The organism is Streptomyces sp. NPDC036764 (assembly GCF_055609385.1).
Genome location: NZ_JBVJPT010000002.1, coordinates 352,787 through 367,935, shown reverse-complemented (window position 1 = coordinate 367,935; position 15,149 = coordinate 352,787). Strand labels below are relative to the sequence as shown.

The window sequence follows — 15,149 nt, the reverse complement described above, 5'->3', positions numbered from 1 at the left end:
GACGGGTAGTCGGAGGGGGACGAGATGGCGATCACCGGGGCGGCCGATCTGCTGGCCACCTGGGAGGCGGGCCTCGCCGAGGCACCGACGGGGCGCGCCCTGCTGCTGCACCGCACGGCACGCCCGGACGTCGACGCGACGACCCTGCCGGTGCTGCCGGTGGGGGAGCGCGAGGCCGACCTGTTCACGCTGCGCCGCGCCCTGTTCGGGGAGCGGATGCAGGTGCTGCTGGCCTGCGCGGCGTGCGGGGAGGACATGGAGTTCGACCTGGACGCCGGGGAGTTCGCCCGGTCGCTGGGCGCGCCGGGTGACTCCGTGGTGCGGGTCGAACAGGACGGCTGGGACGTGGAGTTCAGGCTGCCCGGGGTCGCCGACCTGACGGCCGCGGCCCGTTCGGCGGACCCACGTGCCGCCCTGCTCGCGCGCTGCCTCGTCTCGGCGGCGCGCGACGGGGCGGCGGTGGCCGCCGGCGATCTGCCCGCCCCGGTTCAGCGCCGGATCGCCGAGGCCGTCGAGGCCGCCGACCCGGGGGCCGACGTGACACTCAACATCGCCTGCCCCGAATGCGGTGCGGCGACCCGGGCCGAGCTGGACATCGCCTCCTACCTGTGGACCGAACTGGACACCTGGGCAAGGGACCTGCTGCTCGACGTCCACCTGCTCGCCACGTCGTACGGCTGGACCGAGCCGGAGATCCTGGCGCTCAGCCCGCTGCGGCGCCGCTACTACCTGGAGCTGTGTGCGGATGTCTGACGCCGACGGGGCGCCGGTGCCCGACTTCCTCGACCGGCTGATCGCCCGGCACACCCCGGCCGCGGCCGGTACGCGCCCGGACGTGGTGCGGGTACACCCCCGGCTGCCGGGCCCGTTCGAACGGGCCGAGGCGGTACGGAGCACCGCGCCGGACCCGGACGAGGGCTCCGGCCTGCTGTGGCCCTCCACGACACCGTCCGCCGTACGGCCGGGGGACGCGCCGCGCCCGGCGCCGCCCGCGGCCCGCCTGCACACGGAACGGGAGCGGACGGTCGTACGCACCGAACACGCCCCGGCCGACCCGGCACCACGACCCGCGGCGCGGGCCCTGCCCGAGACGCCGCTGCTGCGCCCCGTCGCGACCGTGGCACCCGGCCCCCGGCCGGCACCGGACGCCGTGCGGCGGGCACGGGGCCGGGACCGTCAGGAGCGCGGCTCCACCCAGAGCGCGGCGTCCGTGCCCATCCCCCCGGGCGCGGACGCCGCTACCCCCGCAGCCGTGTCAACCCCCCTGCGGCCCAGCGCCGCGGACACGGCGGCGGCCCGCGACGCGGTACGGCAGGCCGCCGCGCGGCGCCCCGGACGGGCGCCCGAGCAGGTCGTACAGATTCAGATCGGCCGGCTGGAGGTGACGGCGGGACCGTCGCCGTCCGGCGGCACGCGTCGGCGGACGCCGCCGCCGGGGCGTCAGGCGACGACCCTGAGCCTCGCCGAGTACCTGGCGCGAGGACGGGAGTGACATGGGGTCGCTTCGACAGGACGAGGGCATGCGGCGCAGCCGGGAGACCGAAGGCACGCGGCGCGGCCGGCAGGACGACGTGACAGACCGAGGAACCGAGGAACCGACGCCATGAGCAACGCACTCGCCATCGCCCATGTCACCCAGGCCCTCGCCCTGCTGCTCGCGTCCAACGTGGGCCCGGAGTTCGACGAGGCCGTGAAGGTGGAGCCGCACAAGCCGCCGACGGAACCGCCGGACTACCCCACCATCAACGTCTTCCTGTACCAGGTCACGCCCAACACCTCGATGCGCAACAACGACCTGCCGACCAGGGCATCCGACGGCACCCTGGTGAAGCGGCCGGCCGCCGCGCTGGACCTGCACTACGTCATCAGCGCGTACGGCGACGAGACGACCCTCGTCGGGCAGCGGCTGATCGGCTCCGTGGTGCGGACCCTGCACGAGATCCCGGTGCTGCCTAAGGACGTCATCGAGGAGACCGGTCAACTCCCGCACCTGGCGGGCAGCGACCTCGCGGAGGCGACTCAGCGGGTGCGGCTGACACCGACGGTGATGGACATCGACGAGACGTCGAAGCTGTGGGGGATGCTCCACCAGACGCCGTACGCGCTGTCCGTGGTCTACCAGGCCACCCTGGTGCTCATCGACGGCCGCGAGCAGCCGGTGCCCGGCAAGCCGGTCGAACGGCCCGAGGTACGGGTGCTGCCGTTCGGTGCGCCGGGCGCGCCGGTTCCGCCGGGCGCGGGAACGGAGCCGGGCAGCACTGACGGCGCGTCAGTGAACGGCTCTGGCAAGGCGATCGGCGCGGCCGACGCCCAACCGGAGCAGTCTGCGCAGACGCAGGCGGCCGGGAAGGCCGTCGCCAGGACCCCGGCCAAGGCCAAGGCGCCCGCCAGGTCCGCCGCGACGCCACCGGCCAAGTCCGCCGCCAGGACGCCGGCCAAGGCTTCGCCTCGCGGTCGCAAGGCCACCGGCCAGACCGGCAGATCGGCCAAGGCGGGTGGCACGGCGCCGGACGACGGAGCCGAAGGCACCGAGAACTGACACGGCATGGGAACGACGGGGGCAGGTGAGGGCATGGGGACGAACGAGCCGGGCACGGCGGCCACTTCGCGTACGACGGGCGGCCACGACGCGGGCGCGACGCTGATCGACGAGATCCGTCGTGTCCTGTCCCGCATCGACGCCCACGCCCGGACCGCCGGTGACGGGCAGGCGCCCGGCCCGGATCCGGCCGCACCGACCCCGACGGGCACCACAGGCACCGCGAGCCCGGCACCCCCGGCCGTCCCGGGCACCGCCCCGCTCGACGCCCTCGTCACCTGCTTCGGGCTCACCGCCTTCGAACGCGACGTGATCCTCCTCGCCGCCGCCGACGAGCTGGACCCGACGACCGCGGCCCGCTGCGCCGCCGCCTGCGGTGACCCGCAGCGCGCGTACCCGACGTTCTCGCTCGCCCTGGCCGCCCTCGGCGACCCGCACTGGAGTGCCCTCACGCCCGTCGCGCCGCTGCGACGCTGGCGGATCGCGGAGCTGGACGACGAGTCCCGGCTGACGACCTCCCGGCTCCGCCTCGACGAGCGGATCCTGCACTTCCTGCTCGGCTCGCCCTATCTGGACGCCCGGCTGCACGGCCGGCTGCGCCGCACCTCGGTGCCCGAGCAACTGCCGCCGTCGTACGACCTGGCCGCGAGCCGGGTGGCCGAGGGCTGGACGACCGGGGCGAACCCCGACGCGCCGCTGCTCGTCGAGGTGACCGGCGGTGACCTGCGCAGCCGTGCCGACATCGCCGCCGCCGCGGCCGCGCGGTCCGGTCTCGGCCTGTACGCGATGGGCGCCGAGGACATGCCCGCCGACCCCGCCGAACGCGACCGCCTCGCCCGGCTCTGGCAGCGCGAGGCGATCCTGCTGCCCGCCGCGCTGCTCGTCGAGGTCGGCGACCTGGACCGCGACCAGCGGGCGGCGACGGAGGCGTTCCTGGCCGGAGCGGCCGTACCGGTCGTCGTGTCCAGCGAGGACCCGCTGCGCACGGACCGCCCGCACGGCGCACGGGTGGCGGTGCCGCGGCTCGACGACGAGGAGCAGGTCGAGCTGTGGGGCCAGGCGATGCACCCGATCGCCGACCTCGACGAGGGTGAACTGCGCTCCCTGGTCGCCCAGTTCCAGTTGCCGCCGCACGTCATCCGGTCCGCCGCCGCGACCGTACGCCGCCGGCTGCCGTACGAGGACCTCGACGCAGCCCAACTCGCCTGGCGGGCGGGCCTGGAGGAGGCCCGGATCGGCATGGACGAACTGGGCCGGCGTATCGAGCCGGAGGCGGCCTGGGGCGACCTGGTCCTGCACGACCGGCAGACGAACGTCCTGCGCGAGATCGTCGCCCATGTGCGCCAGCGCGCCACCGTCCACCAGGAGTGGGGTTTCGCGGGCACCCTGCGTCGCGGACTCGGTGTCACGGCCCTCTTCGCGGGCGGCTCGGGCACCGGTAAGACGCTGGCCGCGGAGGTCATGGCGAAGGAGCTGGGCCTCGACCTGTTCATCGTCGATCTCTCCCAGGTCGTCAGCAAGTACATCGGCGAGACCGAGAAGAACCTCCGCCGGGTCTTCGACGCCGCCGAACGCGGCGGCGCGCTGCTGCTGTTCGACGAGGCCGACGCGCTGTTCGGCAAGCGCAGCGAGGTCAAGGACAGCCACGACCGGTACGCCAACCTGGAGGTCAGCTACCTCCTGATGCGGATGGAGGCCTACCGCGGCCTCGCCATCCTCACCACCAACATGAAGAAGGCCCTCGACACCGCCTTCCTGCGCCGTATCCGCTTCGTCGTCGACTTCCCCTTCCCGGCCGAGCACGAGCGTGCCGAGATCTGGCGGCGGGTGCTGCCGTCGCAGGCCCCGGTCAAGGGCATCGACACGGACCTGCTCGCCCAACTCACCGTCGCGGGCGGCTCGATCCGCAACATCGCGCTGTCCGGGGCGTTCCTCGCGGCCGAGGAGGGCGACCGCCTGCAGATGCGGCACATGCTGGCGGCGGCCCGGACCGAGTACCAGAAGCTGGAGCGTTCCCTGACGCCGGGGGAGGTGCGGGGATGGGTGTGAACGGGGAGACCCGTGATGAGCCTCGTGAGATCCGGGTGGAGATCGGCGAACTCGCCCTGAACGGCTTCGGCGTGGACCCGGAACGGGTGTCGGACGCCTTCGAACGCGAGCTGACCCGGCTGATCCGGTCTCACGGCGTTCCGCTCGCGGCGGACGGCGCCGTCGCCGTCGACGCCCTGACCGACCTGCCGGCGCTGCCCGCCGGCCTGTCCGCCCGCCGGCTCGGCCAGGAGCTGGCCCGCGTGGTGCACGAGGGGCTCAGCGGCCACGGGGAGGTGACGCGATGAGCTCCCGGACCCAGGACGCCAGTGGCGAGCAGGCCGCGGAACAGCGCCGCCGCAAGCGCAAGGAGCGTGCCGCCAAGTCCCGTACGCCGGAGCCGAAGGACATCGTCAGCGGTGCCGGGCAGCCGCTCGACCCGGGCGTGCGACGAGAGCTGGAGGAACGGCTCGGCCACGACCTGAGCCGGGTACGCCTGCACACGGGCCGCGACGCCGGGCAGTTGACCGACCTCCTCGGCGCGGACGCTGTCGCCGTAGGCCAGGACGTCTTCTTCGCCGAGGGCGCCTTCAAGCCCGGCACCGAGGAGGGGCGCCGCCTCCTCGCCCACGAGCTCCTGCACACGGTCCAGAACCCGCACGGCCTCGGCACGTTGCGCGCCGGGCGGGAGCTGGGGGCGGTGAGCCTGCCGCAGCAGGCGATCGAGCGGGAGGCGGAGTCGGCGGCGCAGAACGTCGTACGGGAGCCGCAGGCCGGGCCGGAAGCGGCGGACGTCGAGCAGGACCAGGCGACGCCCGGGTGGCTGCGGTACGCAACCGTGGACGCCGACCGCAACCGCGCCGAGGCCGTGGACCCCGCGACCCTCGTCGACCGCCTCGCCAACTCGGTCGTCCGCTCCCTGCGCGGCGACCCCGAGGACCTCTCCCAGCGCACCCGCAAGCAACTCGCCCGGCTGCCCGAGGAGTTGCTCGACGGCGTCCTGATGCGGCTGGAGAACCGGCTGCTGGGTTCCGAGCACGACCGGGTCCTCGATCTCGTCGACGAGATCGAGGCGTACGACGACCACGCCGAGGACGGTCTGGAACGGGACGCCCACGACGCTCCCGAGATCGAGCCCGACACGGCCGGCGAAGTGCGCACCGAGCGTGAGAACGCGCTGCGCGACGCCGAGGAGCGGCGGGCGGAGGCGGACCGGCCTCGTATCGCGCCCGGGCCCGAGAAGGAGCAGGGCGCCGAGGAAGGCGCGGTCGGCAGCACCCCGCAGAACGGTGGGACGCAGGAGCACGGCAGCACACCCCAGGGCGGGGGCGCGCCCGGCGACGCGCCGGAGCAGCAGGCGCCGGACGCGCAGGGATCCACGGCGGCGGGAGCCCCGGCCTCCGGTGGTGCCGCCTCTCGTGAGGAGCGGTCCTCGTCCTCCTCGGCGGGTTCGGGCGCGGGTGCGCAGCAGGCCGAGAAGGGGTCTGGCGGCTCCGCTTCCGACAAGGGGGCGGCGAGCTCGGGGGGCAAGGAGAAGTCCGGAGGCTCTGCCGGCAAGGAGAAGGACAAGGGCGGCCGGGAGCAGACCGATCGCAAGGACGCGGCTGCCGCGAGCAAGGAGGAGTCCGCGGCGAAGAACCGCCCGGGCGCCGCCGAGGCCGCAGTGGCCGGACGTCAGGTGAAGGAGCAGGACAGGCGCGGGCAGCAGAAGCCGGCCGGTTCGCCGACGGCTGCCGGCAAGGACACCCGACTGCCCGGCAAGGTCAGCACCCTCGACGGCAAACGCAACCAGGACCTCGTCCCGCAGGAGGAGGCGGACGAGGACCCGTTCGGCTCCGGCAGCGAGTCGGAGGTCGAGGTCGGGGGAGGAGAGCCGAGCGCCTGGGACGTCAAGCTTCAGCCCGAGGACTTCGTTCCCGACAGGGACCTCGACCTGTCCGCCGTACCGACCGCCGACGAGCTGGACCCGTCCGCGCCGGCGGCCGCCCAGACCGCCCCGTCCCTGCCGGCACCGCCGCCGACCCGGGCCGAGCAGGTACAGGCCGAACGGACGGCGGAGGACGCCGAGGACGAGGCGGCGGAGCCGGAGGAGGAGCCCGCCGACCTGGCCACGGAGCCGGAGTCGTCCGCACCGGAGACCGAGGGCAGCCCCGACGGTGGCACCGGGCTCGGCGGCCTCGGGCTGGATCGGGCCGCCGCGCCGTCCACGGGCAGCCGCGACCCGAAGAAGGGCGACGACCCCAAGGCCGGCCCCGTCGCCGCGCAGACGACGGTGCAGGAGGCGCCGGGCAGGCAGGAGAGCAAGTCCGAGGGCGGTGGTGACGCCAAGGAACCGGCCGCCAAGGAGGAGAAGGGCACCGCCGCGGCGGGGGACCAGGCGGGTGCCGCCCCGGAGAAGGAGTCCCAGCAGGCGACGGGTGGCCGGTCGGCGCAGGGCGACGCCGGGGCGAAGGAGGTGGCCGGGAGCAGCTCGGGCAGCTTGGGTGGCGCGGGCAGTGAGCAGGCCGGGGGCGGTGGCTCAGCGGCGGCCGGTGCGCGGGACGCGGCCGGCGCCGCACAGGACGTGTCCGCGGTAGGCAGCGGCTCTACGGCACCCGGCGCGTCCGGGAACTCCGGTGCGCCCGGCGCCGAGTCGGCGAGTGAGGCGCCGGCACCGGAGTCCCGTAGCGAGGGAAGTGGCCGTACGGAGGCCCCGGCGTCCGCGAAGGCCGCGCCCGCGACTGCGCCCGCGAAGTCGGAGCCCGCGGCGTCGGCGAAGGCGGCACCGGAGTCGAAGGCAGAGCCGGAGAGCGCACCGGCCCCGAAGGCGGCGTCGGGCGGGGCTTCGCGCGGCGGTGGCGGCGCCGGTGGCGGAGGCGGCGGTGGAGCCGCCCCGCCCCGCGGCAAGGGCAAGAAGGATTCCGCTCCGGTGCCCAACCTCGCCGGGGTCTCCCCGGAGGCCGGCCTGTCGACGGCGTCCAGGCTCAAGCCGCACAAGGCGCTTCAGGCGATGGGCGGAGTCGGCGGTGCGGTGGACCGCTCCGTCGGCGACGAGCACAAGGAACTGGCCGCGGCGCCACCGTCGATGCAGCGTCCGGCGGGCGCGCCGCAGACGCTCCAGGGCAAGCCGAAGTCGGACGCCCCCGCCGAGTACTCGCAGGACAAGCCCCAGGAAGCCCAGGCGCCGGAGCAGGAGAACGCCGAGGTCGAGGGCGCCAAGGAGCCCGAGGGCCAGATCGAGGCGGAGAAGGCGGAGGAGCCCAGCGGCTGGGACACCTTCAAGATGGCCCTCGGCTTCGGCATCGGCAAGGTCGCGAGCTGGCTCGGTTTCGAGGTGGACGCGCAGGAGCTGGCCGCCAAGTTCGCCGGGCTGCCCACGAAGGACGAGGCGCTCAAGCAGGCCCAGGCCGGCAACGCGCCGGGCGTCGGGATGAAGGGCGACGCGGAGCAGACGGCCGGCGAGCAGGACGGCCATGTCGACGCGAAGGGCCAGGAGACGGTCTCCACGGCCCGCGACGACTCCGGCCGGGGCATGGGCGAGGACCAGGTCTACCCCAACGCCCCCAAGGAGGAGTTGAGCGCTCAGGTGCCGGGCGCGAAGGGCGGCGAGGGTGGTGCCGTCGAGGGCGGCGGAGCGACGGGCGCCGTCCCGCCGGAGGCCGCCTCGGAGGTGGCCGAGCACGAGCAGGGGCCACAGTTCCAGGCCGCGTTCAGCGACGGTCAGAAGTCCATGTCCGAGGGGCGCCAGGCCAAGGACCGTGACTTCCGTGACTCGCAGGCCAAGCACAAGCGGCAGGTCGACGCCGAGATCGCGACGAACACCGAGACGCAGGCCGGTGAGCGCGAGAAGGCGATGGGCGACGTCACCGCTCAGCGCGAGGGCTGGCGCAAGGAGCAGGACGAGGAGCTCAAGAGCCTCGGCGACAAGAAGACCGAGCGGCACGACAAGGTCCGCAAGGACGTCGAGGACAAGGAAAAGCAGACCGACGACAACGTCGAGAAGGAGAAGGACGGCAGCGACAAGAAGATCCGGGACGAGAGCGACAAGGCGGAGCGCGACGCGGAGAAGCAGCGCGACGGCGCCACCCAGGAGTCCGGGAACTGGATCAGCAAGGCCTTCGACTGGATCAAGCAGAAGGTCATCGAGATCAAGAACGCGATCGTCCGGGTCATCCGGGCGGCGCGGGACGCGGTCGTCGGCTTCATCAAGAACTTCAAGGAAACGGTCGAGCGCTGGATCAACGAGGCCCGCAAGGGCATCGTCGAGGCGATCAAGAACCTCATCAAGGACCTGATCGAGTTCGCGGTGGCGATGGTCCGCGCCGTCATCGAACTGGCGGCCCGTATCCGCAAGTTCATCACCGACCTGATCGCGGCGGCGATAGCCCTGGTCAACCGTCTGGCCGAGGCGCTGAAGAAGGCGATCAGCGACCTCCTCAACGCCATCGGCAAGCTTCTCAGCAGCATCCTGGACATCCTCAAGAAAGCGCTCCTCGACGTCGTCAAGGCGATCGTGGACGCGGTGAAGGCGGTCCTTCAGTTCGCGTCCCGGATGCTGAGCGCCCTCGGCGAGTTCATGCTCATCGCGGTCGACTTCCTCTCCGACCCCGGCGGTTGGCTGGGCGGTGCGAAGAACTCCGCGGTGGACGGTGCGAAGAATCACCTCTTCCGCGAGGTCAAGTCGGCCGTCAAGGAATGGTTCCAGTCCAAGATCCAGGAGATCATCGGCATCCCGAAGGCCATCCTCGACAAGCTGATCAAGGGCGGCATAGCCCTGGACCAGATCGTCAAGGAGGCCTGGAACGCGATCGTCCCCCAACTCCCGCTGATCATTGGCGAGATCGTCATCACGAAGGTCATCGCCAAGCTGATCCCAGGAGCGGGCTGGGTGATGGCGGTGATCGACGCGATCCGTACGGCCATCGGCGCCCTGGGCGAGATCCTCCGCGCGATGGGCGCGGTCCTCGACTGGCTCAGGGCGGTCCGCCAGGGCGGCGCCGGCATCCTCTTCGCCAAGGCGGTCGCGGCAGGCATCGTGGCCCTGCTGGAACTGGCCTACGAGGCGCTCATCAGCGGCATCGGCAAGTACGTGGCGAAGGTCGGCCGCCGCTTCAAGGACCTCGCGGCGAAGCTGGGCGGCAAGGGGAAGGGCGACAAGCCGGGCAAGGGTGCGGGCGCGGACGGTTCGGACGACAAGGGCGGCGACAGGAAGCCGACGCGGGAGGGCCCCGCGAGCAAGCCGACGACGACCACGGCCGCGAAGCCGGGCCGGGGCAAGGACGGCACGCCCGGGAAGCCCGACACGAGGAAGCCGACTCCTGACACGGGCAACAAGCCCACGCCCGCCACGAGCAAGGACAAGAACGGCAAGCCGAAGGACGCGGACGAGAGGCCGGACACCAGGCCGACCCCGACACCCAGGCCGAAGCCGAAGGCGGACCCGCCGGCCAGGCCGAAGCCGGAGCCGGCCGCGAAGCCGAAGGACACCGACGGCAAGAGCTCGGACAGACCGAAGGACGACAAAGACGCGGGCACGTCCAAGCCCAAGGACGACAAGGGCACCACGGGCAAGCCCAAGGATGCCGACGGCAAGTCACCGGACAAGCCGAAGGACCAGGACCCGAACAAGCCGAAGCCCTCGGACAAGGACGCTCCGGGCAAGCGCAAGCCCGACGCGGACAAGGACCGGGGCCGGGACAAGCCCAAGGACAAGGACGGCGACGGGCCCGGCAAGCCGAAGAAGAAGGACGAGGACGGCAAGCAGAAGCCCAAGCACGAGGGCAAGGGCCCGCGGAAGCCGAAGCGCGACAAGCACGAGGGTTCGCGACCGAAGGACAAGGACTCGGAGAAGGAGAAACAGCAGAAGAAGGATCGACGGAAGAAGGAAGAGGACTCCAAGGACTCCAAGGACGCGCGGCTCCAGAAGATCATCACGCGCATCCGCCCGAAGATCGGTGGCCTGCTGCGAAAGCCGGTGCAGGAGCGTGTCCTGGACGCGGCCCTCGGCGGCATGCGGGCCTGGTACCGCTTGACGAGCCTCACGAAGAACGGCTCCCACGCCTTCCAGGTCGTGGCCACGCTGAACCCGAGCGGAAAGGCAGAGGACGGCTACCAGCTCTCCGGCGCGGAGATCCGGCCGATCATCCGGGACGTCACCGGCGAGCTGCTCGATCGCGAGGAAGTTCTGGAGCGCGCCCGTGAAATGCGTCGGCAGAAGCATGAGGCGCAGGAAGCCGATGACCGTCAGGGAATCGACGAGGCGTTGCCGATCAAGGGTGGGGACATCCCTGCCGCCGTCCGGTATCTCCTCGACCGCGGTGACGAACTGGACGTATCGAGGCCTGGCGAAGGCGAGCTTCTCGCTGATCCCTACAAGGTCGGCACCGGCAAGATGGAGCTCTATGACATAGGTGATAACCAGGAACGGGTGAAGGAGCAGAAGCAGAAATGGGGCTTGAGTAACCTGATCACGCAGGGGATCGGTAAATACCAGCATCTCCCTGAGGGAAAGGAGTTGGACCCCGAAAGCGCAAGCCGCCGGATGCCCGAGGAAAGCCTGAGGAGTGTCGGTCTGTCCGGTCCGCGTTTCGCCCTCGGTCTTCGTACCTACGTTCTTGAGGGAAAGGCACCCGAAGGCTTCACGGACGCTCAGGCTGAATTGGTGCGGAACGCCCACTGGTTGATGTTCGTCCGGGAGTCCCACCGCAATCCGACCAACTTGGCGTACGCCGCCATGACCGCCGATCTGCTCAGCTACGGCCCTGAACGAGGCGGCCTGACCCCGCATCAGGCCTTCGCCGAGTACGAGGGGGTGAGGCTCGGTGACCGCGGCCGGTTCCCCATGTCCATGCTGGGAGCGTCCGCGGCAGCCCAGGGAAATGAACAGGAAGAGGTTGGAAAGCAGACGACCGGCCTGAAGAGTACGAAGGCCAAGCGTGACGAACTCAAAAAGCGTGAAGGTGAATTGGCGGAACAATGGCTGCTGGCCCGAATGAAGCTGGAGGACATCGAGTTCGACAGTGAGGACGACGCCAAGCGGAAGGCGCGTCAGATGATCCGTGAGTTCCTGCTAAGGTTCTACGGACTTGAATGAGGAGAGGTGCCACTATGACGGATTTCATTGAGCGTTTGGTCATCAAGCCCGGTTTTACGTCGGATGACGTTGACTTCGTGTCCATGCAGCGTGGGTGGATTCTGCAGCGTTCCCGGATTCCGGAGGGTGGAGCATTCGTCGACACCTGGGTCACGCTGGACCGCAAGACAGAGATCCATCAGGTCGACGACCAGCCCATCGGTACCCGGTACTTCACCCTACGGGGGCCCAATACCGCGGAAGTGGCCCGGCACATCCGCCAGGACTGCGACATCTGGTCGACCGATGAGGCGCTTGAATCCTTGCGCGGGTCGGACGACCGGGACGAGAAGCTGAGGCTGGTCTACGCCGTGGCGCTCTCCGCCGTCGAGCAGGACGCGGAACGTGTCGTGGCGGAGTTCCGCAGCGTCGTGAATGATCCCGATGCCGGGGTCCGCCAGGCTGTCGTCATCGCCACCGGCTACTTTCCGCACCCCGGTCTGGTCGAACTCGTCGGGGAAATGCGCGACAGCGACCCCGTGGACCATGTCCGCCGAAACGCGGCGATTCTGCTGGACGGACTTTCCGAAGGGAACTGACATGCGCCCCCTCGTCCCGGCTTTCCGCCGGACCTTGCCCACGGAGGCCAAGCGGTGACCCGCTACGCCGACATCCCCAAACCCATCCGCTCCGGAATAGTCGTGGTCAACCCCGACACCGGCACCCCCCAGCGGATCATCGTCCTGCAATTCAACCCGGACACCCTGGAGCGAAGCGTCGCCCCCCAGTCCGCCGGCGACAGTGGTGACGCCGGAGGCGGTGGTACCGGGAGTGGGGACCGTAACGAGGCCCTTCGGCTCAAGGGACCCGCGCAGGAGACCTGGAAGTTCACCGCCGAGATCGACGCCACCGACCAGTTCGAGGTCGCCGCTCCGGACGGGATCCACCCGCAGCTCGCGACGCTCGAAATGCTGGTGCAGCCGACCGTCGCCCAGCTTCGGGCCGCGAGCAAGCTGTCGCAGAAGGGTGCCATCGAGATCAGCCCGATCGAGATGCCGCTGACGCTGTTCACCTGGGGGAGCAAGCGGGTCATGCCCGTCCGGCTCACCGAACTCTCCGTCAACGAGTCCGCCTTCGACGTGAATCTCAACCCCATCCGCGCCTCCCTCAGCATCGGCATGAAGATCCTCACCGTCAGCGACCTCCCGGCCGGCCACCGCGGCGCCGACCTGTACATGGCGCACCTCGCCCAGAAGGAGCGGCTCGCCGCCGCGGCGCGCGGAGGCGGCCTCGGCTCGCTCGGGCTCGGTGGAACCGGCACCGGAACCAACGTAGTGATCGGAAGGGGCTGAACAACACACCATGGCCGAGACCGAGCCCTACGAGAACGCCCTGGATGCGATACCGGGTGCCCATCCCTACCCCCGCACCAGCCGCTACCACGACGCCGAGATCGGGATCCACCGGCAGCCCGACGGAACCGAAGTGCGCTACACCAAGCGCCGCCTGCTGCCCCCGCTCGACCCCGCCGGCCCCGACCCCGACCTCACCCAGCAGCACACCGTCGGCGCCGGTGAGCGCCCCGACCTGCTCGCGCAGCGGTACTTCGGCGACCCCTCCCAGTGGTGGCAGATCGCCGACGCCAACCCCGCACTCGACCCACGTGAGTTGACCGACGAGGCCGGGCGCGTCATCGACATCCCACTCGCCGGCGGGTTCCCGGGCGGCAGGGGAGACCGGCGTGTTTGATCTGCCCGTGGGGCAGGGCCCCGTTCACATCACGCTCCTCATGGGGCCCAAACTCGCCCGGCCCGTCCCGGCCGAGGTGACCGAGGCCCTGCTGTCCGCCCAGATCACGGCCACGGCCGGGGAACGCAGCGGCTTTCAGCTCGCCTTCGATCTCACCAAGAACGGGATCATCAGCCGCCGGCTGCTGCCCGAGGGGTTCTTCGATCCCAAGACGAGGCTCGTCGTCACCGTCTCCGTCAAGGGCACCCAGGACGTGCTGTTCGACGGGCTCGTCGTCCGGCACGAAGTCGGCGCCAGCAACCAGCCCGGGCACTCCACGCTCACCGTCACCGGCGAGGATCTGACGCTGCTCATGGACCTGGAGGAGCGCACGGCGCGGTACCCGAACCTGCCGCCCTCCGAGCGCGTCCTCGCCATCCTGCGCCGCTACTCCGACTACGGAATACGGCCCGACGTCTACAACGAGAAGGTCGCCCAACCCCCGCACCAGGACCTCCGCGTGCACTACCAGACCGGCACGGACCTGCAGTACGTCACCGAGCTCGCGCGGGCGAACGGCTACACCTTCTACCTCGAACCCGGGCCCAACCCCGGCCAGTCCTCAGCCCGTTGGGGACCCGAGGTCCGCCTGGGCATCCGCCAGCACGCCCTCAACGTCAACATGGACGCCAACTCGACGGTGGACCAACTGACGTTCGCCTACGACGGCACCGCACGAGAAGAGCCGCAGGCCCGCTGGCAGAACCCAGAGACCCGGCAGTCGGACCTGCTCCCGCAGCCGTCCATCAGCCCGCTGCGCCCGCCCCTGGGCAAGCGGCCCACCCCGGCCCTCAAGCGCAGGACGCTCTCCGGCACCGCCAAGCAGCAGCGCGAGCAGGCCGAGGCCGAACTCCTCGCCCGGGCCGCCGTGTCCGCCGACGTCGTCTCCGGCTCCGGCTCGCTCGACGTCATCCGCCACGGCTACATCCTCCAGCCCCGCCAGCTCGTCGGCGTCCGCGGCTCGGGACGGGCGTACGACGGCGACTACTTCGTCAAATCCGTCACGCACAACCTGCGTCCGGGCTTGTACCAGCAGAACTTCACCCTCTCCAGGGAGGGCCTGGAAGCGCGCAGCGACTACGTCCGGCCGTAACACAAGAAGACACAGCCCGCACTCACGACCCATCGACCAGGAGCACCTCCACCATGGCGGCACCCAGCAATCGCTACCTCGGCAAGTTCCGCGGCCGGGTCGTCAGCAACGACGACCCGCTGCGCATCGGCCGTGTCACCGTCGAGGTCCCGGACGTCCTCGGTAACGAGCCGTCCACCTGGGCGCTGCCCTGCCTGCCGTTCACCGGGCCGGAGTCGGGGCAGTTCGTGGTGCCGCCACCGGGCGCGGGCGTGTGGGTGGAGTTCGAGCAGGGGGATCCGAGTTTCCCCGTGTGGACCGGGTGCTGGTACGGGGCGGCCGACGAACTGCCGCCCGACGCGCGGCGGGAGCTTCAGGCCAACTCGCCGAACAAGCCCGTCGTCGTGCAGACGCCGCAGGCGCACAAGCTCGTCATGAACGACACCGCCGGTGCCGAGCAGGGGATCCTGCTCCAGGCCCAGGGCGGGGCATACATCCGTATCACCAAGGAGGCCGTGGTCATCTCGACCGGCGCGGGCGCCGAGGTCCTGCTGCGCGGCAACGAAGTGACCATCAACGAGGGCCAGTTGACCGTGCTCTCCAAGCGATGAAAGCGATCAAAGCGACGAAACCCGCGAGAGCGATGACGGCCGTGCGAGCGGCCACAGCGA

The 15,149-nt window shown here is 71.1% G+C and carries 11 protein-coding genes; all 11 read left to right on the top strand.

Translation table 11 applies throughout. The features are described from left to right. Positions 1 to 24: 24 nt before the first annotated feature. Positions 25 to 753 (top strand): T4 family baseplate hub assembly chaperone, encoded by a 729-nt coding sequence (locus ACZ69Q_RS13190; RefSeq protein WP_471041017.1) that lies wholly within the window; start codon positions 25 to 27, stop codon positions 751 to 753. Next, a complete protein-coding gene (locus ACZ69Q_RS13185; protein ID WP_471041015.1) occupies positions 746 to 1,492 on the top strand; it encodes a hypothetical protein in 747 nt (248 codons plus the stop codon). Before ACZ69Q_RS13190 ends, ACZ69Q_RS13185 begins: the two co-directional genes overlap by 8 nt. Before the next feature lie 111 nt (positions 1,493 to 1,603). Further along, positions 1,604 to 2,539, top strand: coding sequence for a Pvc16 family protein (locus ACZ69Q_RS13180; protein ID WP_471041014.1), 936 nt, complete (start codon positions 1,604 to 1,606; stop codon positions 2,537 to 2,539). Between the two features lie 33 nt (positions 2,540 to 2,572). After that, complete coding sequence (locus ACZ69Q_RS13175) at positions 2,573 to 4,588, top strand: ATP-binding protein (RefSeq protein WP_471041013.1); 2,016 nt, start codon at positions 2,573 to 2,575, stop codon at positions 4,586 to 4,588. Further along, a complete protein-coding gene (locus tag ACZ69Q_RS13170) occupies positions 4,579 to 4,875 on the top strand; it encodes a hypothetical protein (protein ID WP_471041011.1) in 297 nt (98 codons plus the stop codon). The genes ACZ69Q_RS13175 and ACZ69Q_RS13170 overlap by 10 nt, the downstream gene beginning before the upstream one ends. Beyond that, the gene (locus tag ACZ69Q_RS13165; RefSeq protein WP_471041009.1) at positions 4,872 to 11,639 is read left to right on the top strand and encodes an eCIS core domain-containing protein; all 6,768 of its coding nucleotides are present in this window, start codon (positions 4,872 to 4,874) and stop codon (positions 11,637 to 11,639) included. Before ACZ69Q_RS13170 ends, ACZ69Q_RS13165 begins: the two co-directional genes overlap by 4 nt. 14 nt (positions 11,640 to 11,653) lie before the next feature. Then, entirely contained in the window at positions 11,654 to 12,217 is a 564-nt protein-coding gene (locus ACZ69Q_RS13160) for a HEAT repeat domain-containing protein (protein ID WP_471041008.1), read from the top strand. 54 nt (positions 12,218 to 12,271) lie between these two features. After that, positions 12,272 to 12,970, top strand: coding sequence for a hypothetical protein (locus ACZ69Q_RS13155; protein WP_471041007.1), 699 nt, complete (start codon positions 12,272 to 12,274; stop codon positions 12,968 to 12,970). Between the two features lie 10 nt (positions 12,971 to 12,980). After that, positions 12,981 to 13,367 (top strand): LysM peptidoglycan-binding domain-containing protein, encoded by a 387-nt coding sequence (locus tag ACZ69Q_RS13150; protein ID WP_471041005.1) that lies wholly within the window; start codon positions 12,981 to 12,983, stop codon positions 13,365 to 13,367. Next, the gene (locus ACZ69Q_RS13145; protein ID WP_471041003.1) at positions 13,360 to 14,499 is read left to right on the top strand and encodes a hypothetical protein; all 1,140 of its coding nucleotides are present in this window, start codon (positions 13,360 to 13,362) and stop codon (positions 14,497 to 14,499) included. Before ACZ69Q_RS13150 ends, ACZ69Q_RS13145 begins: the two co-directional genes overlap by 8 nt. A 53-nt stretch (positions 14,500 to 14,552) precedes the next feature. Further along, positions 14,553 to 15,089 (top strand): phage baseplate assembly protein V, encoded by a 537-nt coding sequence (locus ACZ69Q_RS13140; RefSeq protein ID WP_471041002.1) that lies wholly within the window; start codon positions 14,553 to 14,555, stop codon positions 15,087 to 15,089. The last annotated feature ends 60 nt before the right edge of the window (positions 15,090 to 15,149 follow it).

Excerpts from the sequence above, each read along its gene's own strand:
- ACZ69Q_RS13185 (WP_471041015.1), top strand. The coding sequence starts at position 746 with ATGTCTGACGCCGACGGGGCGCCGGTGCCCGACTTCCTCGACCGGCTG.
- ACZ69Q_RS13180 (WP_471041014.1), top strand. The coding sequence starts at position 1,604 with ATGAGCAACGCACTCGCCATCGCCCATGTCACCCAGGCCCTCGCCCTG.
- ACZ69Q_RS13165 (WP_471041009.1), top strand. The coding sequence starts at position 4,872 with ATGAGCTCCCGGACCCAGGACGCCAGTGGCGAGCAGGCCGCGGAACAG.
- ACZ69Q_RS13175 (WP_471041013.1), top strand. The coding sequence starts at position 2,573 with ATGGGGACGAACGAGCCGGGCACGGCGGCCACTTCGCGTACGACGGGC.
- ACZ69Q_RS13160 (WP_471041008.1), top strand. The coding sequence starts at position 11,654 with ATGACGGATTTCATTGAGCGTTTGGTCATCAAGCCCGGTTTTACGTCG.
- ACZ69Q_RS13170 (WP_471041011.1), top strand. The coding sequence starts at position 4,579 with ATGGGTGTGAACGGGGAGACCCGTGATGAGCCTCGTGAGATCCGGGTG.
- ACZ69Q_RS13190 (WP_471041017.1), top strand. The coding sequence starts at position 25 with ATGGCGATCACCGGGGCGGCCGATCTGCTGGCCACCTGGGAGGCGGGC.
- ACZ69Q_RS13150 (WP_471041005.1), top strand. The coding sequence starts at position 12,981 with ATGGCCGAGACCGAGCCCTACGAGAACGCCCTGGATGCGATACCGGGT.
- ACZ69Q_RS13140 (WP_471041002.1), top strand. The coding sequence starts at position 14,553 with ATGGCGGCACCCAGCAATCGCTACCTCGGCAAGTTCCGCGGCCGGGTC.